The organism is Butyrivibrio sp. WCD3002 (genome assembly GCF_000424265.1).
Lineage (GTDB): Bacteria > Bacillota > Clostridia > Lachnospirales > Lachnospiraceae > Butyrivibrio.
In genome coordinates this window covers 111,088-134,491 of sequence record NZ_AUJO01000007.1, presented here as the reverse complement: position 1 = coordinate 134,491, position 23,404 = coordinate 111,088, and the positions used below count along the sequence as shown (strand labels likewise).

At 38.5% G+C, this 23,404-nt stretch carries 26 protein-coding genes; all 26 read right to left on the bottom strand.

Annotated features, from left to right (window positions below; translation table 11 throughout):
- Nucleotides 1-12 precede the first annotated feature (12 nt).
- Nucleotides 13-966, bottom strand: a complete 954-nt coding sequence (locus G608_RS0110015) for a replication initiator protein A (protein ID WP_026495900.1) — start codon at nucleotides 964-966, stop codon at nucleotides 13-15.
- A gap of 6 nt (nucleotides 967-972) precedes the next feature.
- Nucleotides 973-1,182 carry a hypothetical protein gene (locus G608_RS20795; protein ID WP_035765119.1) on the bottom strand — a complete coding sequence of 70 codons (210 nt, stop codon included), beginning with the start codon at nucleotides 1,180-1,182 and terminating at the stop codon, nucleotides 973-975.
- Nucleotides 1,182-2,204, bottom strand: coding sequence for a DUF5688 family protein (locus tag G608_RS0110005; RefSeq protein ID WP_026495899.1), 1,023 nt, complete (start codon nucleotides 2,202-2,204; stop codon nucleotides 1,182-1,184). Before G608_RS0110005 ends, G608_RS20795 begins: the two co-directional genes overlap by 1 nt.
- Nucleotides 2,205-2,862: 658 nt before the next feature.
- Nucleotides 2,863-4,104: a site-specific integrase gene (locus G608_RS0110000; protein WP_026495898.1), complete on the bottom strand. Its 1,242-nt coding sequence runs from the start codon at nucleotides 4,102-4,104 to the stop codon at nucleotides 2,863-2,865.
- A gap of 13 nt (nucleotides 4,105-4,117) precedes the next feature.
- Nucleotides 4,118-4,330 (bottom strand): DUF6462 family protein, encoded by a 213-nt coding sequence (locus G608_RS0109995; RefSeq protein WP_026495897.1) that lies wholly within the window; start codon nucleotides 4,328-4,330, stop codon nucleotides 4,118-4,120.
- 146 nt (nucleotides 4,331-4,476) lie between these two features.
- Nucleotides 4,477-4,689 carry a hypothetical protein gene (locus tag G608_RS0109990; RefSeq protein WP_022763306.1) on the bottom strand — a complete coding sequence of 71 codons (213 nt, stop codon included), beginning with the start codon at nucleotides 4,687-4,689 and terminating at the stop codon, nucleotides 4,477-4,479.
- Nucleotides 4,690-4,693: 4 nt separating this feature from the next.
- Entirely contained in the window at nucleotides 4,694-5,281 is a 588-nt protein-coding gene (locus tag G608_RS0109985) for a hypothetical protein (RefSeq protein WP_026495896.1), read from the bottom strand.
- Nucleotides 5,282-5,408: 127 nt separating this feature from the next.
- Nucleotides 5,409-5,660: a helix-turn-helix domain-containing protein gene (locus G608_RS20790; RefSeq protein WP_081677382.1), complete on the bottom strand. Its 252-nt coding sequence runs from the start codon at nucleotides 5,658-5,660 to the stop codon at nucleotides 5,409-5,411.
- Nucleotides 5,661-5,942: 282 nt separating this feature from the next.
- Nucleotides 5,943-6,500, bottom strand: a complete 558-nt coding sequence (locus G608_RS0109975) for a hypothetical protein (protein ID WP_026495895.1) — start codon at nucleotides 6,498-6,500, stop codon at nucleotides 5,943-5,945.
- 213 nt (nucleotides 6,501-6,713) lie between these two features.
- Complete coding sequence (locus G608_RS0109970; protein WP_022763302.1) at nucleotides 6,714-7,175, bottom strand: helix-turn-helix domain-containing protein; 462 nt, start codon at nucleotides 7,173-7,175, stop codon at nucleotides 6,714-6,716.
- 199 nt (nucleotides 7,176-7,374) lie between these two features.
- Nucleotides 7,375-7,593: a helix-turn-helix domain-containing protein gene (locus tag G608_RS0109965; protein WP_026495894.1), complete on the bottom strand. Its 219-nt coding sequence runs from the start codon at nucleotides 7,591-7,593 to the stop codon at nucleotides 7,375-7,377.
- A 177-nt stretch (nucleotides 7,594-7,770) separates the two neighbouring features.
- Nucleotides 7,771-8,637, bottom strand: a complete 867-nt coding sequence (locus tag G608_RS0109960) for a hypothetical protein (RefSeq protein ID WP_026495893.1) — start codon at nucleotides 8,635-8,637, stop codon at nucleotides 7,771-7,773.
- Complete coding sequence (locus tag G608_RS20785; protein WP_051209144.1) at nucleotides 8,634-10,412, bottom strand: hypothetical protein; 1,779 nt, start codon at nucleotides 10,410-10,412, stop codon at nucleotides 8,634-8,636. The genes G608_RS0109960 and G608_RS20785 overlap by 4 nt, the downstream gene beginning before the upstream one ends.
- A gap of 139 nt (nucleotides 10,413-10,551) precedes the next feature.
- Nucleotides 10,552-10,881, bottom strand: coding sequence for a hypothetical protein (locus G608_RS20780; RefSeq protein ID WP_035795254.1), 330 nt, complete (start codon nucleotides 10,879-10,881; stop codon nucleotides 10,552-10,554).
- Between the two features lie 19 nt (nucleotides 10,882-10,900).
- Complete coding sequence (locus G608_RS0109945) at nucleotides 10,901-11,767, bottom strand: hypothetical protein (protein ID WP_026495892.1); 867 nt, start codon at nucleotides 11,765-11,767, stop codon at nucleotides 10,901-10,903.
- Between the two features lie 27 nt (nucleotides 11,768-11,794).
- Entirely contained in the window at nucleotides 11,795-12,616 is an 822-nt protein-coding gene (locus G608_RS0109940; RefSeq protein WP_026495891.1) for a hypothetical protein, read from the bottom strand.
- Nucleotides 12,617-12,787: 171 nt separating this feature from the next.
- The gene (locus tag G608_RS20775) at nucleotides 12,788-13,192 is read right to left on the bottom strand and encodes a M48 metallopeptidase family protein (protein WP_035795251.1); all 405 of its coding nucleotides are present in this window, start codon (nucleotides 13,190-13,192) and stop codon (nucleotides 12,788-12,790) included.
- Nucleotide 13,193: 1 nt separating this feature from the next.
- Nucleotides 13,194-15,497: an N-6 DNA methylase gene (locus tag G608_RS23585; protein WP_081677381.1), complete on the bottom strand. Its 2,304-nt coding sequence runs from the start codon at nucleotides 15,495-15,497 to the stop codon at nucleotides 13,194-13,196.
- Complete coding sequence (gene hsdR / locus G608_RS0109925) at nucleotides 15,494-17,875, bottom strand: EcoAI/FtnUII family type I restriction enzme subunit R (protein ID WP_051209137.1); 2,382 nt, start codon at nucleotides 17,873-17,875, stop codon at nucleotides 15,494-15,496. The genes G608_RS23585 and hsdR overlap by 4 nt, the downstream gene beginning before the upstream one ends.
- A gap of 128 nt (nucleotides 17,876-18,003) precedes the next feature.
- The gene (locus G608_RS0109920) at nucleotides 18,004-18,576 is read right to left on the bottom strand and encodes an MT-A70 family methyltransferase (protein WP_035795248.1); all 573 of its coding nucleotides are present in this window, start codon (nucleotides 18,574-18,576) and stop codon (nucleotides 18,004-18,006) included.
- 253 nt (nucleotides 18,577-18,829) lie between these two features.
- Nucleotides 18,830-20,242 carry a relaxase/mobilization nuclease domain-containing protein gene (locus tag G608_RS0109915; RefSeq protein ID WP_026495888.1) on the bottom strand — a complete coding sequence of 471 codons (1,413 nt, stop codon included), beginning with the start codon at nucleotides 20,240-20,242 and terminating at the stop codon, nucleotides 18,830-18,832.
- A gap of 89 nt (nucleotides 20,243-20,331) precedes the next feature.
- On the bottom strand, nucleotides 20,332-20,565 hold the full coding sequence (locus G608_RS0109910) for a hypothetical protein (RefSeq protein ID WP_022762197.1): 234 nt from the start codon (nucleotides 20,563-20,565) through the stop codon (nucleotides 20,332-20,334).
- 91 nt (nucleotides 20,566-20,656) lie between these two features.
- Nucleotides 20,657-21,082 carry a hypothetical protein gene (locus G608_RS0109905; RefSeq protein WP_022762198.1) on the bottom strand — a complete coding sequence of 142 codons (426 nt, stop codon included), beginning with the start codon at nucleotides 21,080-21,082 and terminating at the stop codon, nucleotides 20,657-20,659.
- 36 nt (nucleotides 21,083-21,118) lie between these two features.
- A complete protein-coding gene (locus G608_RS0109900) occupies nucleotides 21,119-22,342 on the bottom strand; it encodes an MFS transporter (RefSeq protein ID WP_022762199.1) in 1,224 nt (407 codons plus the stop codon).
- A gap of 121 nt (nucleotides 22,343-22,463) precedes the next feature.
- The gene (locus G608_RS0109895) at nucleotides 22,464-22,799 is read right to left on the bottom strand and encodes a plasmid mobilization protein (RefSeq protein WP_035795244.1); all 336 of its coding nucleotides are present in this window, start codon (nucleotides 22,797-22,799) and stop codon (nucleotides 22,464-22,466) included.
- Nucleotide 22,800: 1 nt separating this feature from the next.
- Nucleotides 22,801-23,403, bottom strand: a complete 603-nt coding sequence (locus G608_RS24290) for a helix-turn-helix domain-containing protein (RefSeq protein WP_035795241.1) — start codon at nucleotides 23,401-23,403, stop codon at nucleotides 22,801-22,803.
- Between the last annotated feature and the right edge of the window lies 1 nt (nucleotide 23,404).

Sequence of the window (23,404 nt, the reverse complement as noted above, 5' to 3'; positions counted from 1 at the left end):
TTTTCTCCTAAACTAAAAATCGCCCCTGTATAAGTCATGGTTAACCTGTGACTCATAGTGGGCGTCAATCGTTAATGGTGCGTTATAAAGTGCTGCTATCAGATACTGTCTTATATTTCGAATGTCATTAGTGACGGTCTTAAGTGAATCAATCACGTATGCAACATGCCTGTATTCAAGGTTTCTAAACTGATCTTTTACGAGCTCAGGTTTCTTCCTGGCTCCACCAATGATGTAATAATCAACATCATCGGATAGAACATCTACAATCAGGTTAGCAGTCTGATCAATAAGGTCTTTGCTATACGGGAATCGCTGCTTAAGAGTGTCAGCATCTATTTTCTCCATAACAGACTTTTTTAATTCTGTTATATCAGACATGTTATCTTCTCTTATCTCATCGCATCGTATCTTATCTGCTTCATCCTCAGCCTTATATCCCGGAGGGTATATTCTGATGAGATTGGATGAGATAAGATTATTATTCTCAGTATTACTAAAATCAGTATTATTAATCTCAGTATTATTACATTGCGATTTTCGCATGTCTTGAGATTCGATTTTCACATCCCTAGAAGTGCGATTTTCGCATGTCTTGGAATGCGATTTTGACATGTCTGAAAGAATTTTCTTCACATAAAGAAGTGCCGCCTTGCCCTGTCCCTGATAAGTCCTGTCAACAAGTCCAATATCGACTAACTGTTTCAAGGTTTTACCGGCTTTACCATTAGCACAGCCAATTGTCTTCTCGATTTCCTCTATCGTGTAGATAATATACACTCTTCCTTTTTTATCAAACCACTTATTATCTGCGGATAAACTCATTCTATCGAGCAATAGGCCATACAGAATTTTCGCATCACTGTTTAATCTCTTAAACCTGTCATCTGTAAACAAAAGCTTTGGTACCCTTATAAAACTGAAAAGATCAGCTTCCTGTCCGTAAAAATATTCAAAATCAGCCATTTTAGATTATTTCCCCTTTTCCTCAAGCATCTTACGTGTACACCAGCCGATACACGGCTGGCCTACACTGTAAGGACAATTATCTTTGCACTTAAAACGCGGTTTCTTCCTGGGCTTCACAAGGTAATAACATACATCCCTTGTACATTCGCCCTTATTTGTGCCCCAGTAGCAGTATTTACAGCTCAAAGGCTTATCTTCCGCGTATTTATCCATTAGAGAGCTTCGCCTCCACGATCCTTGTGAGGCTTTGATATTTCCTTAGGCTTTTCCTCCTTTGAAATATCAGCTTCCTTAGCAGCTACTCTGTCCTCGAACTTCTCTGCAAGTTCAAAAACTTTCTCATCTGCATCGTAGTGATAGACATTGTCTGTGAGCTGATCTTCGATATCCACTGTTGTGGCATTAACCTCTCTGACCATGTTCTCAAGGCTCGCTGTATCGAATTTTCCATTATCAGGAATAATAAGGACCTCATGGATGCTGCTGGGCAAAATGAAAAAGCTTCCTCCAGCTCTTTCAGCAGCCTTATCCATGAAGTCCTGATAAGCAAGTACTCCTGCACCATGAACATTTCCTTCCACGGATGCTACAAACATCTGCTCCTGCTCTGACGGGATATTGAGCCCCATCAACTCAAGGTCTTCAACACCCATCTGCTTTGCTAAAACCTCTGCCATACCCTCAATAACGAGAGGTCTGATTTCCGGTGCATTTTTAATTGCATCCTCATGAAGCTGATCTGCAGTGTTACCGTAGTTCTCAAGCATCTGATTTGTCACGAGAATTGAGCTGCTTGAGCCCGAACCTGTATCCCCCAGGACAAATCTGTAAACAACTGCCATATCCTCCATATCTCTGTGAGGCACGTTCTCAAGATTTGTCTTGTTTCTCTCAGCTGATACAACCTCAATCGCCAGCGTATTCTTCATCTTGTCGTAATCTGTAATGGATGCAAGATCGAAATCGGGACGATTTTCGATAGCCTCTGCTGCAAGATCAGCAGATTTTGAAACGAGAACTCCGTAATCTGCACCATTCTCCAATTCCTTGTAGATATCTGTGAGATTAAGATTAACGCCGATGACGCTTCCCTCAGGTTTTACTGTAAGTGCCTCGTAGGTTGAATTCATCTTTTCGACTGTCCTGGCATCCACCTCGTACTCAATACCGTTTCTTCTCTCCAATGTGTCTTTTACATCGCTTGAAAAGTTTTCTTTGAAATCTTCGAAATTCATCTTTTTCCTCCTGTGAAATGAAATAGTGGTTAAACCCGTTTTTCGGGCAAGAAAAAAGAGCAATTCTCCGAAGCTGGAAAATTGCTCTATGTAAAAATCACTATTAAATTCACAGGAGATCATCCTCTATTTTCGTTCACAAATTGTCTCATGAGTTCTCTGATAAAATTTGTCCGATTTTGGAGGATTTTCTCACTTTGTTAACTGATAAAACCTTTTAAATATCACAGAATATCTGATTAACGAATGCACCCACGATCTAAAGTTCAATTTGAACGGGTGTAAATTGGGTGTGGTGACACCCCTCATGGTTACTGCATCCTCAGTATTTATCAATCTTTTACTTGTCCAAGCTCTTAAGTGTCGGGATTTTTTCGACCGCTTAAGCATCTGGAAGCATTTGAGAGCATATACGAGCATCCATCTTCATCACTGTACTTTTAGGGTTACGCATTTGAGAACATCTACGTTCATTTGACTTCCCCACAGATTTGTCAGCTGTTTGTCAAAGGCTGTATCAGTCACGATATTTCGTACTTGTTTCAGCGTATACTTTCCGTAGACTTTTGCGCTTTTCCTTTGACTAATTATGCTCGTTTGTCAGAATGTTGTTTTGTCAATTTTGGTTTGTCAGAAAAATTCTTTTCGGAGTACCATTTTAGAAAACGCCATTAAGCTTTGCTGCAAGCTTATTGATTGATTCTTTGTTTCTCCGATCTGACGAATCAGCATAGATTTCATATGTAGTAGAAATCTGTCTGTGTCCCATCACTGCCTGGATCACTTTTGGATTGTCTTCCACCTCACAGAGCCTTGTAGCAAATGTACGTCTCAGATAGTGGCATGTGAAATGCGGAAGTATTATCGGTTCCCTATCTTCCCTAACAGCGTCAATCTCTTCCTCATGATTGTAATCATTGTAGATTCTTTTAATTGCTTTATTAACTGAGGCAGCACTCATTACTGAGCCATACTTGTTTTGGAAAATGAATCCCGAATATCCGTCTACTACAGTCTGATTGTACCCCTTGCCTGCAAGTTGGTTTTCCTTTTCAAATTGGAATGCTTCTTTAACAGCATCCATCATAGGGATTATTCTACAACCTGCTTTGGTCTTAGGTGTTGAGATCCTTAGCTTTGATGTGCGTGAACCCTTCTGAGGGTAGTACGACAGTGTATGATTAACATCTATCCATCCCTCTTTCAGATCGATGTCCTGCCAACGAAGGCCAGTGCATTCTCCAATTCGCATTCCCGTTCCAAGAAGTACAGTAAAAAGCGGCCACCAATGATAATACACCGGGCTCATAGCAACATATTCCATAAAGGCTTTTTGTTGCTCTGGAGTAAGTGCCTGCCTTTCCGTTTCCGTCTTAGGAAGTCTCTTTGCAAGTTCTCTCTTTGCTCCTTCGGTCGGGTTCTTTCTTATTATATCATCTCTTACAGCCAACTCGAATGTTGGATGCAACAATCCATCTACAGATTCAATAGTAGAAAATGAAAGATGCCTTTCCGAATGTAAAAAGGTGTAGAACTGCAACACATCGGAATACTTTACATCAACAAGTTTCTTTTTTCCGAAGTCATCTCTGACATAACGCTCGTAAGTATATTCGTAGTTACTCTGTGTCGAATCCTTCAGGTCTATTCTTGTTGAAATGTATCTGTCATATGTCGAATTGATGGTTGCAAGGCCTGCAGCATAGATATCTAGTCCATCCAGCTGATCCTTTTTTAATTTGTCCTCTTTCCGTCTAAGTTCTAACAGATTATCTGCATATATGTATTTCTTCCTGCCGATAGGATCAATGTAGATATACATATAACGCTTGTCTGATTTTCTCTGATGTTCTCCGCGGAAGAGGGTGTTACCTTTCAAGTCTTTTCTTGAATTTGCCATTCTTCCTCCATAACTACCGTTTTTTCGCGGTTCGTAAATACTCCTCTACAAGTTCCGGATCCACAAAAACAAGCGTCTTACTATGTGGATAATAAGCTCCGCAGGCTTCTGCCAACTTTTTCATAGTTGCTCTGCCGACCTTAAAATACTCCGAAGCTTCTTTGAGTCGCATCAGTCTTGTTGCCTTTGCTTTAGTCTCTTTTACTGTAGCAATGTCATTGCCCATTTGATTCCTTTCTGCAAAGTTAAAGACGTTTTATGAAATTAGACTTGGCTGTAATTCATGAAAAGCACTTCAGCACAATATTATTATGACTCTATTCGAGCGCTGTAGCAAGAACTAATCTGAATCTGCCAAGTCTTATTCATACGTTACCGATTCTTATGTGACAAAATAAATTCTTCCAATATTGGATAATCAATATACACTGTAGCCCTGTTTATATAGTGGTATGCACCACATGCTTCGGCCATCTTTCTTATTGTTCTCTTATCCCCTGCAATAAGATGTGATATCTCTTCATATGTATATAGACGCTTCGTATTTCCACGCGTCTTCTTTACCATCTCCAACTGATTACTCATTTCCTTATGCTCCTTTTTGTTCCAAATATGAGTAAGGTCTCTGCTCCTTAAGCCACTTAAGAGAGTTATCTACCACGTCTTTCCTTAAGGTTCCAAATCTCTTCTTCATTGCCTCAGAAGTGACCCCCTCAGTACCAGCAATGGCAGCAAGTTTGAACTCACGTTTGAGGTATCTTTTGAATACATCTTTTTCATCACCCAGAGAACCAATTTGCTCTTCTACAAGCCCATAGATCTCTCTCATGTCCTTCAGCAAAAGAATCTCCCACTTATGTGTTTCAAACTTATCAGCACCACGAAGTGCAGTGATATAGTCTCCAGCTCTGACCGCCTGGCGAACTATCATGTCCTCATCGCCTTCGCTGGATGTAGGATTTCCAATGTTAGAAGTCTGAACTCTCACACCAGGATCTCCAAGAGCAACTCGTCTGTTATATTCCCGTTCTGCTTTTATAGTTCTGATAAGCCCCGCTTCATAAGCATTTACATATGGCATGAAACTAGAATAATGATCAAGGACTATCTTTATCCTTTTTTCATCATTAGCTTTCCTATAGTTATCGAGAATACTTGCGTTCATTCTTGCTCCCATTACTGTTTCCCCCTTTTGAAACCGCAGAACTTTTTTCTACATTATTAATTGTAAGTCCTGCAGTATCAAAGGTCATTTTACAATCTGTATAAAACTTATAAGATTTGTATAGTGTGGAAACATGCTACTAACATGCATCACCCTTCAGGATCCAGTCTGTAGATACTGCAAACTTATCTGAGTATGCAACGACTATATCTGTTGGAAGCGGTCTTCTATCATTTTCATAAAATGAAACCACTCCAGCGTTAGCAAGTTTAAAGTCTTTAGCTAAATCTTCCTGCCGGATTCCTGCACTTTCCCTTAGGATCCTTATTCTTTCCCCTATTGTTCTTCCGTACAATTTCTCCATGATAATTTCCTTTCCAAAAGAAGACATTATTATATAGAAGAAACAGAGTCATGGCGGACCGCAAACATAGTAAAAGATTAGTCCCAACAAGGCTTTTCTACCTCCTTCCCTTGAACAATGGCAATGATAGCATCAAAATCGTACTTACGAGTTCGCAGTAAATACGCACCAAGTTCGCGGTCAGTTCAGATTAAATTCGCACCTAGTTCGCACCTAGTTCGCGGCCAGTTCGCAGTCAGTTCGCAATTGTGTACACAATTTTTGAGCAAAATAAAAAGACTGCCGAAGCAGTCCCTACCTTGTTTTGCCTTAATCTATAAGCTCTCCATTTTCATCTATGATGCCTTTATCTTTGTCTTCCTGGTCTCTGCGTTTGCAATATTTCCAGATCAGCAATCCATACAAGACTATTGCATCCTTTTTTACCGAAAAATACTTTGTCCGCCCCATGTAAAGCTCAATCAGCATTGCATCATCCGTTTTAGTTGTATTCTTTCCTTTCATGTATACCGAGTCAATGATATGTGCCAAAATATCGCCGCCTTCCACAAAGGCTTTCATCTGCTCCAGTACCAGCCCACTCTTATCGCCATACCATTTCTCACATGCAACTTTCCATGCAAATGATCTTTTCTCTTTCTGGGAATATTTCCATGGCTCTGCAACTATCTGCAGAAACTTGGTCCTGTATGGGATCTTCTTTGACATATTATTTAGCCAGTTTATTCCCATACGTTTTGCAAAAGCTTTTCCATCATTGAACTTTATCAACAATTCTCTAATAACTTTGTACATCTCTTCATAGTCTATCCCCGCTGCGATGCACTCGTTCACGATAATCTCATGTGTTGTAACTCCTATAATCATCCTTATCTCTTCCCTCTATAACAAAAACCGCAAACATCAGTTACGCCCCTCCAACATACTTTTTGCCAAAAGAAAAACTGGTCGGAATAAAGAGCATTCCAGCACCAGTATTTAAGCCTTGATAATTATGTCAAACTGAAGAACCCCAAATAAAAACACGTTTTTAGCAGTAGCATGAAAGCTTCCGGCTCCCGACTGCTTAACGTCAATAAACTACTTCTTATCCCTGCCTTCCGGCCTCATGAGATAAGCAATCATTTTGCCAAACTCCGAATACATATATAATATCTTTTCTGCTCTCTCATCATAGCTGTCTGTATTCTGAATATCCATGATGATATCACTTATCGCAGTACTGAAATCAAACTCATTATCCTCGCCGTGCCTTAGCACATCATAGTTATTATCATTTCCGATAAGCCTGTGAAGATCAGCATTAAGATTGTAGTATAGTATTGACAGCTTTTCCGGACTGATAGCTATTTCCCCGCTAACCATTCTGTCATAGCTACTTGTTCCAACTCCAAGAAGTGCCGCCATCTGAACATTAGTCCAATCGACTTTATCTTGCAAAGTCTTAAGATTAGTACCTGCAACTTTATTGAACTTTTTCCCCTTTAAGCTGTCAGGTCTTTTATCTCTTGTGTCTCTATGCTTTGATTTTTTATATGCCATATTGCTACCTCGAATTATAATCTACACAAAATTACGCGATACCTATACTGCGTAATACGCTTTTATGACCGCGCATTACGCGGTATTTTCATTGCAGATTAAGCAGTTTTCGAGAACCGGAAGACACAAAAAGGCTTAAAGCACAATAAAGGACTGTAGCCAAGCTACAGTCCCGTCAGATACATCTATTCAATTACAATCAATCTTCGCCCATTGTTATGGGATTTCTTTTACACTCAACAATTTCTTCAACATCACATTCAAGTATGGTACATAGCTTGTCTATTGTTTCCATGTTTACTGACTCGTTTCTTTTAAGACGTGTCAATGTTGAATGACTGATTCCAGAATTCATCAGCTTGTATTGAGTTATGTTATTCTCTTGTATATATTTCCAAAATCTGTCGTATGAAATCATATCCCTCGCCCATCATTAACAGTATTTCATAATAAAATAATGCCTCAGTTACCCTTTTCAAGGTAGTGGCTTAAATGCGGTATTACCCTTATTAGGGATATGTTCATAACACAGATATCGAGACAGATTAAAAAATGGCAATAAAAAAGAACGACATCACAGAGATGGCGTCCTTCCTTATTTTCCAACTAATTCCGGGTAAAAAACCTTTTGAAAAAACTTTTCTTTTTTTATCAACAGTGGGATGTAATCCTTGAGGCACTGCATTATTTCTTCAGCATATCCGTGATACTGCTCATAGATTTCAGGATCCTCAAGATCTGCAGGTGCATAGTATATTCCTCTTATATCATCCTTTATTCTATCCAGCTCAGAGATATAACTCTTGTATGTCCTTGTCGAATGATCAGTAAATAACAATCCGCTATAGTATTCAAGGTCCTCTATCAATCCTAACTGTCCATTCCCTTTGATTAGTGGTATTTCCTCATAATTTGAACTGTATGTCTCATTAGCCACATGGTCACCAAGAACATGCACATAGTAAATCAATGCAGCAAGTCCCTCGCATTGATCAGAATAGCCCAGCAAAGGTTTTCCTGATAGAAAGCCAAAGTCAAATGACTGATTCACAGTCTTTAATAATATATCTTTTCTGATATCTCCCCAATGAGCCTCATCATCACCATCGTTTTTCTTATAGTCATAATTCCAGCCCTTGTGTGTATAATTTCTATGTAAATATCCATGGCCTACATTAAATTTACTTACTGAAGATGGTAACCCTTTTATCTTATAAACATTTCTTAATTCATCTAATGTAGGCTGCCCATCCCCATTATGCTGATCTATTGCGATTGCAGACGCATCATTTAATGCATCTAAGACATCCGTATTTCTAACGGCCGTATTACCAAAAAGAACCTCTCTTAGGAACTTATCATGCTCATCCGAATTATAAGCGCAGACCTTCCCCGGAATTACAAGAACAATCGCTAATAGTATGGCAATCAGCTTCCATGCTAGCTCTACTCTTTTTTTCATTTTGTTCTCTCAAATTCTATTGTAGGAATAACAACGAACTTCTTCTCATGTGCAACAAACTGCGCCTCAACTTCTTCACAGGAGCTACCCTCAACCGGTACTACTGTGATATCTATTGTCGTTCCCTCAATATACTTATATTTCTTAGCCTTTTCACTCTTATATGTTGCCTTGAAAGTACTTATGTCTTTCTCTGTCCCACGTTTTACCTTATCTATTTTCCAGTCATCTATAGTAGTCATATTCTTACCGTCTGTAATACTGACAACTATTTTGCTGCGATCTGACAAAATCGATGCTGGAAGAATAAGCTCCCCCTTGTCAAAACTAAACTCATAGCTCTGTTCGTCTGCCGTATTGGTGAAATAATAAGTATTATCGAGAGGAGTCGTAAGGAAAAGCGGTATATCTCCTCCGTGGAGTATTTTTTCCATTCTACTCTTAGCACTCTTATCAAGACTCAACTCATCTGCAAGTGCAAACAAAAGATCACAATTTAAATACAACGGCTCATATACTGGAGGTAGCTCCTTCTTTCTTGTTTCCTCAAGCATTTTGTTATACTGCTTGATCTCTTTCTGCTTTGCAGATGAAAGGTTCTTAGGAACATCTTTTTTTACAACAGGATTCAAATACACTGAATTCTTCGTATTTTGTTCATCTATAAGATAATTCACATTATCTTCCGTCAGCTTATAGGCTGTCTGAATATCTGCCTTATTCTTGGATTTGGTATATAATTCTAAATACGTCTGAGCCGCAAAATATCTTAATGACCAATCCTCTGTCTCTAGGTTATTGGTGAGTTGCTCAACATAATAACGGATTTTTTCCTCACATATAGGCTTAGCACCATATACTTCCTCAGAAGATGCTATTGCAAGCGGTAAAACATCTGCATAGTTGTGATCTTTTCTAAAGATATTTATCTCCATAGAATCATATTTCTCAATAGCATCAAGACAGCTCTGATAATCACCGTCTTCATAGTAGCTTTTTGCGCACAGAAGCCAGTATTCACCAAAGTTCTCATACTTCTTTTTATTGGATTCAAGGAATTGTATCCTTCTCGCAACATTTGTATTATTCTTGCATTTTACAAATTCATTAACAGCTTCTTCGCTGAGGGCATCCTTGTCAGGAATATTGTATGTATGCACGATATCAATCATATAATTGAACAACTGCTCTCGGCTTTCAGTCAAAGCATTTGTTTCAGCATCATCCAGTTCCCATCCATCCTGTAAGTACTGCATATCTGCCTGAGCCATTGCTGTATCATAACTAGCTTTTGAGTCAATAGCCATATAAACAATGGATGTAACCAGGCTTCTTAAATTAAATGATTGTACACTTGCCAGTAATCCTAATGGATTCGGAACAGCCTCTCTTAATGCCTGAGCCTGATTCTGCTCGTAAATATATTGTAAGCGTTCCCTTTTAACATCAACCATTCGATATGCATCAATAGTATCAAGCATGTCATTTAGCTGAGTTTTGGTCCTTTTATCAATAGCGTTAGGCGATGTGTTGTTTATAAGCGATGAATATGCCTCCTCCAGGAATAGTCTACTGTTACTTGATGCATTTATCTCCTGCGTAACTACGGTAAGGTAATTTAGCATCGCAATAGAATTATCAACCTGACTGCTTGTGGCGGTAGTATCCACCGTTGTTGTATCATCCTCTGTGGCATAACATACATAGCCTGTCTCAAAGACAATAGTGGCTGCCAAAACACATGCCAGTATCTTATTTATTACTCTATTCCTCATATCTATCCCCTCGCATATTCGGATTTTTATAGTATTGATCTCATTCACAAAAATGTTTTCTTTATCTGATTCTACATTAACACATAAGGTGTCCGTATTATGTCTCAGTGTGTTCGAACAGATATTCCAGGTTACCGCCTTATCGCTCCGCGTTTTTTTCTGAACATATATTATTAAAATTCTCTATCAGAAGAGGAATGCCGCAACATATCCAAAACTCACCAGAAACATGGCCTGAAGACATTCCACCGTGAGCAAATCTCTCAACATACACCATGGATCCATACTTTAAGGGTTCTCCTACGGCTTTCTCATAATATTCACAAATCTGATTTGCCAAGTCTCTAGTGGATATATCCAAAGATTCGCCGACAAACACTTCTTTCATCTCATCCCACAAATAGGGATCACCTCTAAGTCCCCACTGTTCTGGCTTCTTATCAAATATTTGAGATAGATCTTTCCCCATATTGCATAATCTCCATCAATCATTCTGCACTTTTTTGTTCTTTGGCATTATCCACCATTTTCATAATAATTTCTGAATTATCCTTAAACTCTCCGATATCTTTTAATTTAATTTGGTAACATCTTCGTCTCTTGGAATACTCTATGTCAAGACCATTGTTTTCCAAAATAACTCCATTTTCTTCATCAGGACTAATGTAGATTCTGAAAGTCAAAAAAGACTTATGTGGAACAAACTGCACAAAATTTTTAGCCACACCATTTCTAGCCAGACCAATATAAAACTTATTGTACTTTAGTTCATATCCTTCTTTCCTTTCCCCCAATGCATCAAACACTTTATCTGTAAGTCCAAGATATTTTTTATTTGATTTCTTTGTTTCCCAGAAAACTCTATCGGTGGGTTCAGCATATTCTTCCTCTTCTGTACCGCGCTCTATTTTATCCATAACCTTTATGAAAGACAGCGCAATATTACCATCATCCGTCATCGTAGCAGACATCTGAATCGCAATAAGTGGTATTTGATTATTGAATAGCGAAATAACATTCTGGAATCTTGTTGTTATATCTTCCGCAATTATAACTGCAGTATGGTCATACTGCGGATAGCGTTTCTTTTCCGTATCCCAATATTCCAATGTCCTTATAATATGGCTTGGATCCGTTGGTCCAAGTTGAAGTTCGACTTCATATCTATTATCTTCTTCATCACTAAACAGCATATCAAGACGTCCCCCAAGAGGTTGTATCTTTTCCATCTTTATTGGTTGTAAATCTCCTAAATTTAACACTTCTGGATGGTCAAAAATATACTCTTGTATAGCTTTCTCATTTATTTCTGGATGATTCTTTAGTGACACCTTTTTCTGGCTTATAATCTGCATGGAATTACCTCCGATTCAAATGATCATCTATCTGTTATTTAGATATACTCCAATTCTACCCCAATCTGATTTCATCAGATCAAGCCCTGTAAAATTGTCATCCTTATGTCCTGTAAGCTTCTTTCTATTTACTAACCCATACGCCCCCGCATGGGAGACACCATATATTCTTAGGTCAAGCTTATCAAGCGAAATATCAATAAAATTATCCGCGTTTTCCAAAAGCGTCCAAAAGTCAGTAGCTATTAAATTCAATGTATTATTATCAACAGATAAACACGATAGCAATGCAAAATATGTATCTGCGCCCAAGCATATAACAACTTTGGGTTGTTTGATACGAATTAGCTCTCTTATATACACACTGTCATGTTTCAGATAATACGAAACATTTCCTCCACTTATCCCAGATCCGGATCTATACCCCAGACACATGTTAGTAAAAAACAACATTCTATTTGCTGGTATACTGGCACAATAGTTTTTTCCCAATTCCGCAGTAAGCAGAAGCAAATTATTATCCGTTTTATTTTTTGAATCCGCCTCTATCCTTGAAATATAAGCCTGTGATTTTTTAACATAGTCATCATTTGATTCGCATAAGTACCTGTAAAAAGCTTGATTTTTTGGATCATAGCAAGTTCCAAAATCCTGCCCTATAACCATAATCTCTGATGTTTCTAATTCGGCCCCCTGCCAATATGTCCATAGATTTATTTCTTGTTCAAGCCAATCGCACCACTTAAAATCAAATAGCTTATCATTCTTTACAATATTCTTGAGTTCTGGAGCTTCGCTACTATAGTATTCTTTTGCTTCATCGATAAGATTTCTATATCGTTTATCCATAATATCCTCATAATCCGCCATATTACTATTATTATATCAACGAATTATAAATTGTTTATTAACGCAAAATAATATCATTATAATTATTAATTGTAAAAGAGCGGCCTGTAAATTTGAAAACAGCCGCTCTTTAATGTCAGTCATTGAGTTACCTTTGAGAAAAGTCTCACTTTATCCAAGTCTATCTATCATTTCTTCTCCATTTGTATCAAGCCACTCTATTGCCCTTCTATAATCTGGCATTTCAGAAGATACCAAGTGCCAAAATGCAGTAGAATGATTCATTTCTATCCGGTGTGCCAGTTCGTGTATTATAACATATTTTCTTACAAAAGAAGGCACTTGAACAAGAAGGCAATTCAGACTTATATTTCCTCTATCGCTGCAGCTTCCCCAGCGAGTTCTTTGACTCTTTACTAACACTTTTTCATAATCAATTCCCATGCTTCTTGCATGTCTCGAAACAATGCGTGGCAGTTTATCTCTTGCTTCGCTCATTATTTGCATCAGTTCTTCTTCTGAATAAGCTTGCCTGCTTGTATCAGAATAATCCTTTCGCAGTACCACTTTTTCCATATCATGCTTCCTCTAATCCACCATCTATACGTACAAGAATCTCTTTTAACCTTTTTACAATTCTTACCTGCTCTTTAACTGGAGGTATAGGTAATACATATGATTTTATGCCTTTAAGCGTTGTTCTAACTCTTGTAATTCCATGTGCCTTAGCATAAACTTGGTCCAAAAAAACTTGGCTATGCATAGCATATAATAAATATTCCTTGTCTAATGCTTTGTTAGGAACAAATTTCATAGCATCTGATCCCAAAGTAATCCTTGTACCTAAATCCGGAACAATGATAGTCCTTCCTGCAGGCATCATCTTAGCGATAACAAAGTCTCCTGGATGAACTTCACATCGAGGAATCTCTTCTTCTAAATGCTTATATGAAGTATACTTAACATTTTTATCCTTCCAACCATTCTCACCAATATTGCTTAGCTGTATTATTCTAACTTCTGGCTCAGAAATGTAATGTACTGTTTTCAAATTACTGCCAAAAGGACCATCTGAGAAACTATCTGTTCCAGTAGTTTCACCCAGGCTACCTATCGGAAGCCACATCCACGTTTCTGGTATATCATATGGTATATCAGTTACTTTTAGTTTGTCATCTATGCATAGCTCCGGAAGCAAATCATATGCTGAACCTTCAGACTCTAACTGCTTTGTTAACTTCCCTTGCATAGCGTATTGAAGTATCGATTTTCTTAAATTCCCAGGCAAATCATTGGTTATTTCAGACAAATGCATACACTCACTAATCAGATTGTTAAATGCGGCATCTGCATCTCCCCCTACAAGCAGTGATTCTATGTCAGTTGTCGTCTTACTAATTTCAGTAAATGTACTATTCAATCTTTCCTTGAATATTTGAACAGTTTCAAATGGATTAAGAACTTCCTCTTCTTCATGTGGATATCCACACAAATCCAAGTTAAAGCCCATCTTCTCTATTTCATCATATGAGTACTCCCTAGCTTTCCATGATTCAGATGAAGAAGGGTCTTCCTTTTCATCTTTTATTTCATGTCTATTATTCCACCATTCATCAACAACCTTTAAATCGTTTCTCGTGATAGGATGTGTCTTATTAAAATGCTTAACTCCATCAGGCATGTCCATTCGATAAAACCATACACTCTTTGTCTTTCCTGACTTCTCAAAAAACAATAAATTAGTACTGATTGACGTATATGGTGCAAATACAGAACCTGGCAACCTAATTACCGTATGAAGATTGCATTCATTAAGCAGCAGTTTCTTTAAATTGACTTTTGATGGATCCGAATTAAAAAGCAAGCCATCTGGTAATACTAATCCACACCTTCCATTCTTTTTTAGACAATAGATTATTCTAGCGACAAATAAATCCGCAGATTCAGACGAAGCAATGTTGTCGGGAAAATTATTTAAGTCAGCCTTATTAAACTCACCTCCGAAAGGTGGATTCATAATAACGCAATCAAACAGATCATCATCAGACAAATCCAATACATTTTTCGCAAGTCCATCACCATGAACAATGCTCGGATCATCCAAATTATGAAGATACATGTTGGTAACACAGAGCATATAAGGCAACTGTTTCCACTCTATGCCATAAACCGACTTTTGTATCTTTATCGCATCATCTACTGATTTTGCTTGTTTTTGTAGATGCGAAACAGCATCCGCAAGGAATCCACCTGTCCCGCAAGCAAAGTCTGCAACCTTTTCCCCAATAATAGGATCAACATGATCTACAATAAACTGCGTAATGGCTCTAGGAGTATAGAACTCGCCTGTAGCTTTACCTCCATTCTGTAGTTCTTTTAAAAGTCTTTCATAGAAATCATTAAAATCATGCTTTTGGGAGGAAACATCAAAATCAATATCTCCAATCTCATTAATTAGTTGTCTTAGCCTAACTCCATCTTTCATATAATTCTGAGATTCGGCCATGAACGAACGTATTATCTTAGCCTTATTATCATCAGAACTAAACAGTATTTTCTTACCATCAAACTCAATTTCTTTTCCACTCAAATACGGAAATAATGAATTGTTGACAAAGCCTATAAGCTTATCCCCTGTCATTCTATTTGAGTAATCTTTTGATCCGTCCTCGTTCCTCGGATCAGCCCAATCCCTAAATCGAAATGGTGCAGGAATAACAGGCATATAGTCTCCTTCCAACTCCCATTCCTCTTCCTTATAATCAAATACCTTTAGGAACAATACCCATACCAACTGGGACATATACTGAGCTGTTCCACTAATGCCGGCATCACCGAACATAATCTTCGTAGTCTTCTTTACTAATGCATCTCCGTTCAAAACAATTTATCCTCCAAACTATCTATAACTCTCTCGTATCCTTCTTTACTACCAAATGGCTTTATTGCAGTCTTTGGAGTAAAGCCTTTATTAGCAAATGCCGCCAAAGAAAATATCTTTATGTGTCGCAAGTCAGTAAAGTCCGTATGTCTGTAGCATTCAATAACTATTTCCATAACCTCTTTCTGCCCATCTTCCAAGGTAACAATATAGTCTTTAGCCTTACTAATTCTATCCTCCTTCAATGGTACCGGTATCCCATAACCATAAAAAGCAATAAGATCAAAGTAATCCATCGGAATACCAAAATCAGACATCAACTTATCTGCAATGCCTTCATTAATCAGCAATTCATTGATAAGTGCCTTCTTATCATCCGATTCTTTCCATGCTTTTTTAAAATCCTTGTAATCTGGATAGTTATCAACAATATTATTCTTAACACATTCTTCAATATTCTGTGATTTCACCAGTTGCATATTTTCATCCAAATACATAATCTGGTGACCTGCTACTTCAACATTTACTCCCTTAATCCTAAAGACATCACGTTTTTTCTTTTTTGTCTTCGTAGATAATGGCATAGAAGTTCCGCCATCTATTATTTCGATATCTCCATCAAAATCAGGATCATCGAATTTTAGATAATTCTTTCTAAAGTCCATTAAAGTAAAATGAGTCTTACTTTTCTCTTCTTCTCCGACTTTATAGTTTTCTTTGATTCGAGTTCCACGGCCTATTGTCTGTTTAAACTCAGACATTGCTCCAATCGTTTTATCTAGTACAATCAGCTCTACAGTCTGTGTATCAACACCCGTAGACAATAGTTTACTTGTAACAGCAATAACTGGATACTTTTGCGATGGGGCTTTAAAACTCTTTATATGACTCTTTCCAACAGTATCACTTGCTGTAATTCTCATGACATATCTATGATCCTCTTTCACAAGATCACTGTTTTCATTTCTTAAATAATTGACCATGGCGCCTGCATGCTCTTCAGTTTCGCAAAAGACAATGACTTTTTGGAAGCGATCAGTAGCCTTCAAATAATCGCTTATCTTCTTAGCAACAAGCTTTCTCCTGTCATCAATAATAAGCTTTCTATCAAACTCTTTTTGCTCATAGCGACGCATTTCAAGAGGTTTGCCATTAATATCTAATTCGCCAGGTTTTGGCATATAACCATCTCTGTCAACATCCAGCTCATATGTAACGACCTTATATGGGGCAAGAAATCCATCCGCTATACCTTGTTTAAGAGAATAACTATATACCGGTTTACCAAAATACTCGATATTAGAACCAAATTCAGTTTCTCTTGGTGTAGCTGTAAGTCCAATCTGTGTTGCTGAACCAAAATACTCTAGCATTTCATGCCAGCCACTCTGCTCTCTCAAAGAGCCTCTATGACATTCATCAACAACAATCAAATCAAAAAAATCTTTAGGAAGGTTTTTATAATATGCCTTCCCATTATCTTCAGACTCGACATAATCGCAATCCTCATCTGAACTTCCGGATTTCATTTGATGATAAAGAGATATGAATACTTCATATGAAGTAAGTTTCTTTATCTCTTCTTCACTCTTTAAAGTATATTTTTCTCCAATCTTAACCATTGTATTTTTAAACACGCCAAAGTCATCAAAAGTCTGATCCGCCAGCGCATTTCTGTCTACAAGGAATAAGATTTTCTTTTTCACTTCCTTAGCATAGAGTCGATAAATAATCTGCATAGCAACAAATGTTTTTCCAGTACCAGTTGCCATAACCAAAAGCAAGCGGTTTTGCCCTTTAGCTATCGCATTAATGCATCTATTGATAGCATTTCTCTGATAGTAACGTGGCTTCTTTCCATCCGGACTAATATAGTATGGACTAATAATCAAATCCGTCTCTTCATCGGTTATATTCTCGCTCTTTTTATATCTTTCCCATAATTCATCAGATGTAGGGAAATCATCCATCCCAAACTCACAGTTTTTTCCCGTAAGACGATCTTCCTCATGGAATATTTGTCCATTTGAAACATAGGCAAAAGGTACATCAAGTAACTCTGCATACTCTAATGCCTGACTCACACCTTCATCAACACTATGGTCATACCCTTTAGCTTCTACTAAAGCTAGCGGCAAATTATGCTTAAAGAGCAAAAGATAATCCAATTTCTTTTGCTCCCCACGTTTTACACTGCCATCAGGTTCAACCAAAATCTGACCATCGGTGAAATAATGACCAGAACCCTTTTTACCATATTCCATTACAATCTGATCCCCATCAGCATTCCACTTTTTCTGTAATGCTGGGGTAATATATTTAAGCTTTGTACTCTCTTCATTTTTTAGCTGTTCATCAAGATCGTCTATTGGTTTCATAATAATTCCTCTCCATTGAAGGCTTCATTTTTCCCAAAGATTATACTTCAAAGAACCTAATAATAATTTTATCATATTACAGACTGCTATTTCTTCTATTTTCCTCAATACGATAATTCAAAAACCATTCATGCTGCAAACTCCAAATCATTCTCCACTTCATTCCCCCAGGAATCCCAGCCTTGAGTCTTTTGTCTTGCAAAAAGTTCCACCCGAGGAACATCCCCCACAAGTTTCACAATCCGGTCTCTTGTCTCTGTAGGCTTTTTACTATGTTCTTCAATATGGCTGATGATAACCTGATGTACTGATGAGTCAATTCGCTTCGGATGTCCTTTGGTTGCAAGCAGGCAGATCTCCGCGTTGGATCTTGTCCAATAGCCCATGCCCCAGAAAAGAGAATCCGATTTCTTATTTTGTTTCACCCAAACGAAAGCCACAGTCTTGAATTCAAATCCCCAGGCATCGATAACATCAAACGCCTCTTTCAGATTCGGAAAGGTCGCCCACATAAAAAGAATCGAATCCTCTGCAGCAATTTCTTTAACCGGAAGATTACAGATATCCTCAAGCTTCATTGTCGGGTAATGATTCTCTGCACTCCTGCCCTTCCCTTTTTCTGTTCGGACCCGAAACCTCCAAGGCGGATCCGCATATATGACTTCATATTTTTTGTTACCGTTTTGTTTTCCCCTGATCATTTTTATTTGTTCCTCCCTCAAAAGCCCCGCGCATCATCCCCATCCCCAAAGGGGTAGAGTAAAGTGGCAAGTGGGGTTTCGATATATACCCATCGAAACTCACTTGTTGGGGCACATCCCCAATCCCCTCGCTTCAGATTAAAATCTGACTACGCTCCTTCCGGAGCTGAAAGAAATTCCGCCAAGAAGATGGCAAATGACGTTTGGTTGTTGTTAATAGATAGAGGCAGCCACGATGGACTGCCCCAAAAGATTATCGTGAACGTTCACGATTTTTATTCTGTTCCTGTTCTTTTCCAATACCAAGTATCTGGTCGATATCATATTTTGCAGTCTGATATGTCTGCATATCTTTTCTGACTTCCTTGTACTCGGAATAGGCAGCTCTCTTTTTTGAAAGCACTTTGTCATACTCAGCACTGAGTTCTTTGTAAGATGGAAACTTACCTTTGTATTTATCGAAAGCATCTTTCGCAGCTTTATGAGTCATAATTTCTTCTTTATGCTCTTCAAAAAAATTCCTGTTGTAGCCCGACTTCCTGTACTGCTGATAAATTTCTTTTGTACTGGAATAATCTTTAATGACTTTCTTTTGTTCTGAGATTTTCTTCAGCTTGCTCTCATATCCTTTTATGTCATCGGATAGCTGAGAGAATCTGTCAGAAGTATCTCCTGCCATTTTTTCCAGTTCAGCATATGTCCTCAGCCCCTTCTCCTGGAAAAAGAGAATCGCCTTCATGACATTTTTCACATTGAACTTCTTCGCCCACATCTCATAGCCAGGACCTTTTCCCTGGGCGATGATGTCCTGGATGTTTATCAGAAGGTCAAACTTATCATCCCTGTAAAATGGTTTCTGTTCTTCCTTTATAGTCTCTTCCTTAGGAGCAGTTCCCTTCTCGACTCCTTCCAACTTTTTCATCAGATCTTTTTCCGTGTATCCATCTCCCAGAGAACGGAATCGGATAAATCTCTGCTGACCATTTCCTCTAACGGAAGTATGCTTGCCTCGTTTTATTTCATAACCCTGCTTGGAAAGTTCAGACAAAAGATCTTCAAAAGAGCCCGGCTTCTTTGAAAGAGCAACGTCAATTGATTCTCTAAGCCTGTCCCTGAAAGTAGGACCTCGCTCTTCATGGATATAAGTTGTCTTACTATGATAAGGCTGCGGAGCAATTACAGATAATCCATTCTCCATGCAGATAAGATTGGAAAGTCTCCCAAGTGCCATGCCCGACAAAAGAAAATCCTTGAACTTCCTGTCACCACTAAGAGCTGTGGAGTTGAAAATAATATGATTATGAACGTGGGCCTTGTCAGTATGAGTCGATACTACAAAGGCATGATTGCCTTTTGTAAATCTCATAGCTGTCTCATATCCGATTCGGTTTGCATCCTCCGGTGTGATCTCTCCGGGCTTGAAAGACTGCCTGATCTGATATGCAATGACATCGTTCTTAGGATGTTTGCCCGTAACACGTTCATATTCTCTTTTGGATAAAATAAATTCTTCCACCACAGTCTTAGGATCACAGGCATAGGATGAAACGTATTTCCCTTTTTCTGTTTTGTCCGGGTTCATTTCATAATCCGTCCTGTCCTTCAGACACTTGGCAAGAGTCCTTCCCTTGTTCATGTGTAATGAAATAAGTCTTGTAGCTGCCATAATAGTTTTCCCCACAAAAATAAGTGCAGCTCCGAAGAGTTGCACTTAAATATTCATTTGCATTATTTCTTTAATTTCAAAATCATATCTTATTCAAGAGGCTGAAGATAGATTGTATAAGAATGATTCTCTTTAGACTCATAGACATCTTTAACTTCATGTCTGAGTGCCCATTCCGGTATCTTATCTTTATCTAGCTTGCCATGATAAAAGCATCCCCACACATCATATCTTTTATCATACTGGCAAATATCTATATCCAAATCAGCAATCTCATCAGCATACAGCCGAATAAGATCACTAAGGGTCCTACGAAAAGCCATATTACTTGTCCTTACCTTCAATCCAATAATTTACCAAATGCAAAATGGTACTAACTGTAATGCTATCGAATCTTTAAATTCCGGTATAATCTTAATTGTTCCAACCATTCTCGTAGCCTTCTTTAAGATATGATTCAAGCATCTCCATTAATGTATCGTATTCTCCAATAGAATTGTCGCCTGCCGCTCCAATTGCATATTTGTGAGTGATATCGTCATAGATGAAACTGTCACAATCCACGCAGCCAAGCCATATGGATCTTTGATCATCATCTTCCCACCATGTAAATAAATCTTCTTCATCACACTTAAAGTAATCAAAGAAGTTATTAGTTTGCTTGTAGTATTCTTCCAATTCAGAGACTACCCTCTGCTCTACACCATATTTATCGCATAAATCTCTGAACGCTTTTATTTCTTCCTCTGAAGCCGGAGTTAGCTTAATGCCATGTCCATGGCAGCAATATCCCCACTCGTCTTTAGTGCAATATTTCTCAAATAATTCTTTTACTGTCATTTATCAACACTCCTATTAGTCAGTTATCCTGCAATATTATTCTTTCTTTTGACGTTTTATGCATATCACATAAAATAAAACCGCCATAAGCTGGGCCGTGACAGAAACTGCGACAAGGCTCACAGGCTTGAAATCATACAAGGCTCCCAACATCCAGCTTCCAAGAAACCATGCTATTCCAAATCCTGTTTCAAATATTCCAAAGCCTGTACTTCTCATTGTTCGCGGGATTATCTTGCTGACAGCCGCTTTCATTATACTTTCCTGCGCACCCATTCCTATTCCCCATAGAATGATACCAATACCAATAAGTATCGGATTTCCTGTAATAAATATAAAACATGAAAAGAATGCGCTGCAGATTGTAGAAGCAATTAGTGCCTTAAGTCCAATCCTATCAAACAGCCATCCAAAGAACAGTGCGGCAAAAGCATCAACTGCCATTGCTGCAGCATATAGAAGACTAAGTGTCGAGTCTGGAAATGCCTGCGTATTCGCTGCATGAAGAGTTATAAGCGTAAAATCGGCAAATCCGAAGGCAAACAGGCATATAGCAATCATATAATATAGAAACGACTTCTTAAGATGGAACTCCTCTGACTCTTCCTTCGTTTTTTCAAACATCTCAGGATTCGGATATCTGATCCATGAAAAAACTACCAGCGCAATCGTAATCAATGCCGGAATTCCAAGTATTGCAAAGCAAACTCTATATGTTGAAAACAAGCTGCCAGTGCCCTTCACCGCAGCTATCACAAATAGAATAACCGGACCAAGAAAAGCTCCAAGCTGATCCAAAAATTCCTGAAATGCAAATCCCTTACCTGTACCTACTTCACTTGCAGCAAAGCTGACAAGTGTATTCTTCGCCGGCTTCTTTACAGCCTTTCCGATCCGCTCCATAATGATCAGTCCGCATGCTATGATCCAGCCATTTTCAGGAATCAGCGCCAGAGCCGGAATTGCTAAAACCTGAAGAGTATAACCGACAATTACCAAAGTCCAATACTTTTTGGTTTTATCAGCTATAAATCCTGATAATAGACGCAGAGAATAGCCACATAATTCACCAAATCCGGATACGAATCCTATGGTCGCTGCTGAAGCACCAGCAAGATTCAAGTATTCCCCCAAAATACTCCTAGCACCTTCATGAGTCATATCAGAAAACAGACTGACTATCCCCATCAAGACTATGAATGCCATAGCACCACTGATTTGTTTTTTACAAGAATGATTCTTTTTAGATTTTTCAATCATTTTCCCCAATCGCTCCGTCGTCAATTATGCTGGAATATAAGTTCTCTAACATTATACCATCAAACAGAATCAGAAAAGCGGCCACAAGAAAAGTTATAAACCTTCCCCATGGCCGCAAAACCTAAGCTATATTTCCTAATCTTTCAAGTATTCCTCTAACGGCTTCCCAGATTTCTTCCTGTTGTGATTGGAGTTCCTTTATGTCCTCCAGAGAAACAGCACCGCTATCATTAATCTTTTCTGCGCAAAGGCTGAGGGTATCGCTGTTTATTCTAAGCAGACGGATTACTTCTTTTATGTCAGACAAATCAAGCATGATGACGTAACCATCCCTTGCCATCTTTCTGATATAAGCACTACGATTCTTTATACCAGCCTGTTCCATCTTGACTTTTATAGCATTGATATCTTCTGGAGTCATCTTGATAAGGATGCTCTCGCCATAACTTACTGCCATATCACAGTACCAGTTCGGGATGTAATGCTCTGTGAGGACGTTCTGAAGGTTCTGGGATGCAATCGCGCAGCTCCTTCAGGAGAGATGTCTTTTCTTCCTTCTCAGCCACACTTACATGAAATGGTTTGCTCTTTTCATGTGATGCCACCGCACCAAGTTCTTCCTGTTCATCAGGAATGCCATTGGCGTTGTCATCCTTCATGTTCTCTACAGTATTCTGAGTAGCAACATTGTTGATCACACCATCACCAATCATATTGTCGTTCTGCTCCAATTGGTCCTCAAGACCTCGTCTGACATTACCGATTGTGTTGGGATCAAGTTCCTGGGGAACTCTTAAACCAAACTCAGCAGTAACCTTATACTCGATAAGAGCAAAAACATAATTTGGCATGGTACGTGCATCACGTTCCCAGTCCTGCATTGTTCTGTAAGGAATACCGAGATAATCTGCAAACTCTGTTCTGTTCATACCTGTACTCTCACGGAGCTGAATAAGTCTCTCGCCCTGTGACAGGTCATTTACAGAAACAGCCGTTGCATCTGTAGTCTTACCATTAACATCATCCCACTTTTCAATGGGTGTTCCTGTTCTTCTTTCCATA

What these genes read in the sequence shown, in the direction of transcription:
- G608_RS0110015 (WP_026495900.1), bottom strand. Translation starts at nt 966, where the DNA reads ATGGCTGATTTTGAATATTTTTACGGACAGGAAGCTGATCTTTTCAGT.
- G608_RS20795 (WP_035765119.1), bottom strand. Translation starts at nt 1,182, where the DNA reads ATGGATAAATACGCGGAAGATAAGCCTTTGAGCTGTAAATACTGCTAC.
- G608_RS0110005 (WP_026495899.1), bottom strand. Translation starts at nt 2,204, where the DNA reads ATGAATTTCGAAGATTTCAAAGAAAACTTTTCAAGCGATGTAAAAGAC.
- G608_RS0110000 (WP_026495898.1), bottom strand. Translation starts at nt 4,104, where the DNA reads ATGGCAAATTCAAGAAAAGACTTGAAAGGTAACACCCTCTTCCGCGGA.
- G608_RS0109995 (WP_026495897.1), bottom strand. Translation starts at nt 4,330, where the DNA reads ATGGGCAATGACATTGCTACAGTAAAAGAGACTAAAGCAAAGGCAACA.
- G608_RS0109990 (WP_022763306.1), bottom strand. Translation starts at nt 4,689, where the DNA reads ATGAGTAATCAGTTGGAGATGGTAAAGAAGACGCGTGGAAATACGAAG.
- G608_RS0109985 (WP_026495896.1), bottom strand. Translation starts at nt 5,281, where the DNA reads ATGGGAGCAAGAATGAACGCAAGTATTCTCGATAACTATAGGAAAGCT.
- G608_RS20790 (WP_081677382.1), bottom strand. Translation starts at nt 5,660, where the DNA reads ATGTCTTCTTTTGGAAAGGAAATTATCATGGAGAAATTGTACGGAAGA.
- G608_RS0109975 (WP_026495895.1), bottom strand. Translation starts at nt 6,500, where the DNA reads ATGATTATAGGAGTTACAACACATGAGATTATCGTGAACGAGTGCATC.
- G608_RS0109970 (WP_022763302.1), bottom strand. Translation starts at nt 7,175, where the DNA reads ATGGCATATAAAAAATCAAAGCATAGAGACACAAGAGATAAAAGACCT.
- G608_RS0109965 (WP_026495894.1), bottom strand. Translation starts at nt 7,593, where the DNA reads ATGATTTCATACGACAGATTTTGGAAATATATACAAGAGAATAACATA.
- G608_RS0109960 (WP_026495893.1), bottom strand. Translation starts at nt 8,637, where the DNA reads ATGAAAAAAAGAGTAGAGCTAGCATGGAAGCTGATTGCCATACTATTA.
- G608_RS20785 (WP_051209144.1), bottom strand. Translation starts at nt 10,412, where the DNA reads ATGAGGAATAGAGTAATAAATAAGATACTGGCATGTGTTTTGGCAGCC.
- G608_RS20780 (WP_035795254.1), bottom strand. Translation starts at nt 10,881, where the DNA reads ATGGGGAAAGATCTATCTCAAATATTTGATAAGAAGCCAGAACAGTGG.
- G608_RS0109945 (WP_026495892.1), bottom strand. Translation starts at nt 11,767, where the DNA reads ATGCAGATTATAAGCCAGAAAAAGGTGTCACTAAAGAATCATCCAGAA.
- G608_RS0109940 (WP_026495891.1), bottom strand. Translation starts at nt 12,616, where the DNA reads ATGGATAAACGATATAGAAATCTTATCGATGAAGCAAAAGAATACTAT.
- G608_RS20775 (WP_035795251.1), bottom strand. Translation starts at nt 13,192, where the DNA reads ATGGAAAAAGTGGTACTGCGAAAGGATTATTCTGATACAAGCAGGCAA.
- hsdR (WP_051209137.1), bottom strand. Translation starts at nt 17,875, where the DNA reads ATGAAACCAATAGACGATCTTGATGAACAGCTAAAAAATGAAGAGAGT.
- G608_RS0109920 (WP_035795248.1), bottom strand. Translation starts at nt 18,576, where the DNA reads ATGATCAGGGGAAAACAAAACGGTAACAAAAAATATGAAGTCATATAT.
- G608_RS0109915 (WP_026495888.1), bottom strand. Translation starts at nt 20,242, where the DNA reads ATGGCAGCTACAAGACTTATTTCATTACACATGAACAAGGGAAGGACT.
- G608_RS0109910 (WP_022762197.1), bottom strand. Translation starts at nt 20,565, where the DNA reads ATGGCTTTTCGTAGGACCCTTAGTGATCTTATTCGGCTGTATGCTGAT.
- G608_RS0109905 (WP_022762198.1), bottom strand. Translation starts at nt 21,082, where the DNA reads ATGACAGTAAAAGAATTATTTGAGAAATATTGCACTAAAGACGAGTGG.
- G608_RS0109900 (WP_022762199.1), bottom strand. Translation starts at nt 22,342, where the DNA reads ATGATTGAAAAATCTAAAAAGAATCATTCTTGTAAAAAACAAATCAGT.
- G608_RS0109895 (WP_035795244.1), bottom strand. Translation starts at nt 22,799, where the DNA reads ATGGCAGTAAGTTATGGCGAGAGCATCCTTATCAAGATGACTCCAGAA.
- G608_RS24290 (WP_035795241.1), bottom strand. Translation starts at nt 23,403, where the DNA reads ATGGAAAGAAGAACAGGAACACCCATTGAAAAGTGGGATGATGTTAAT.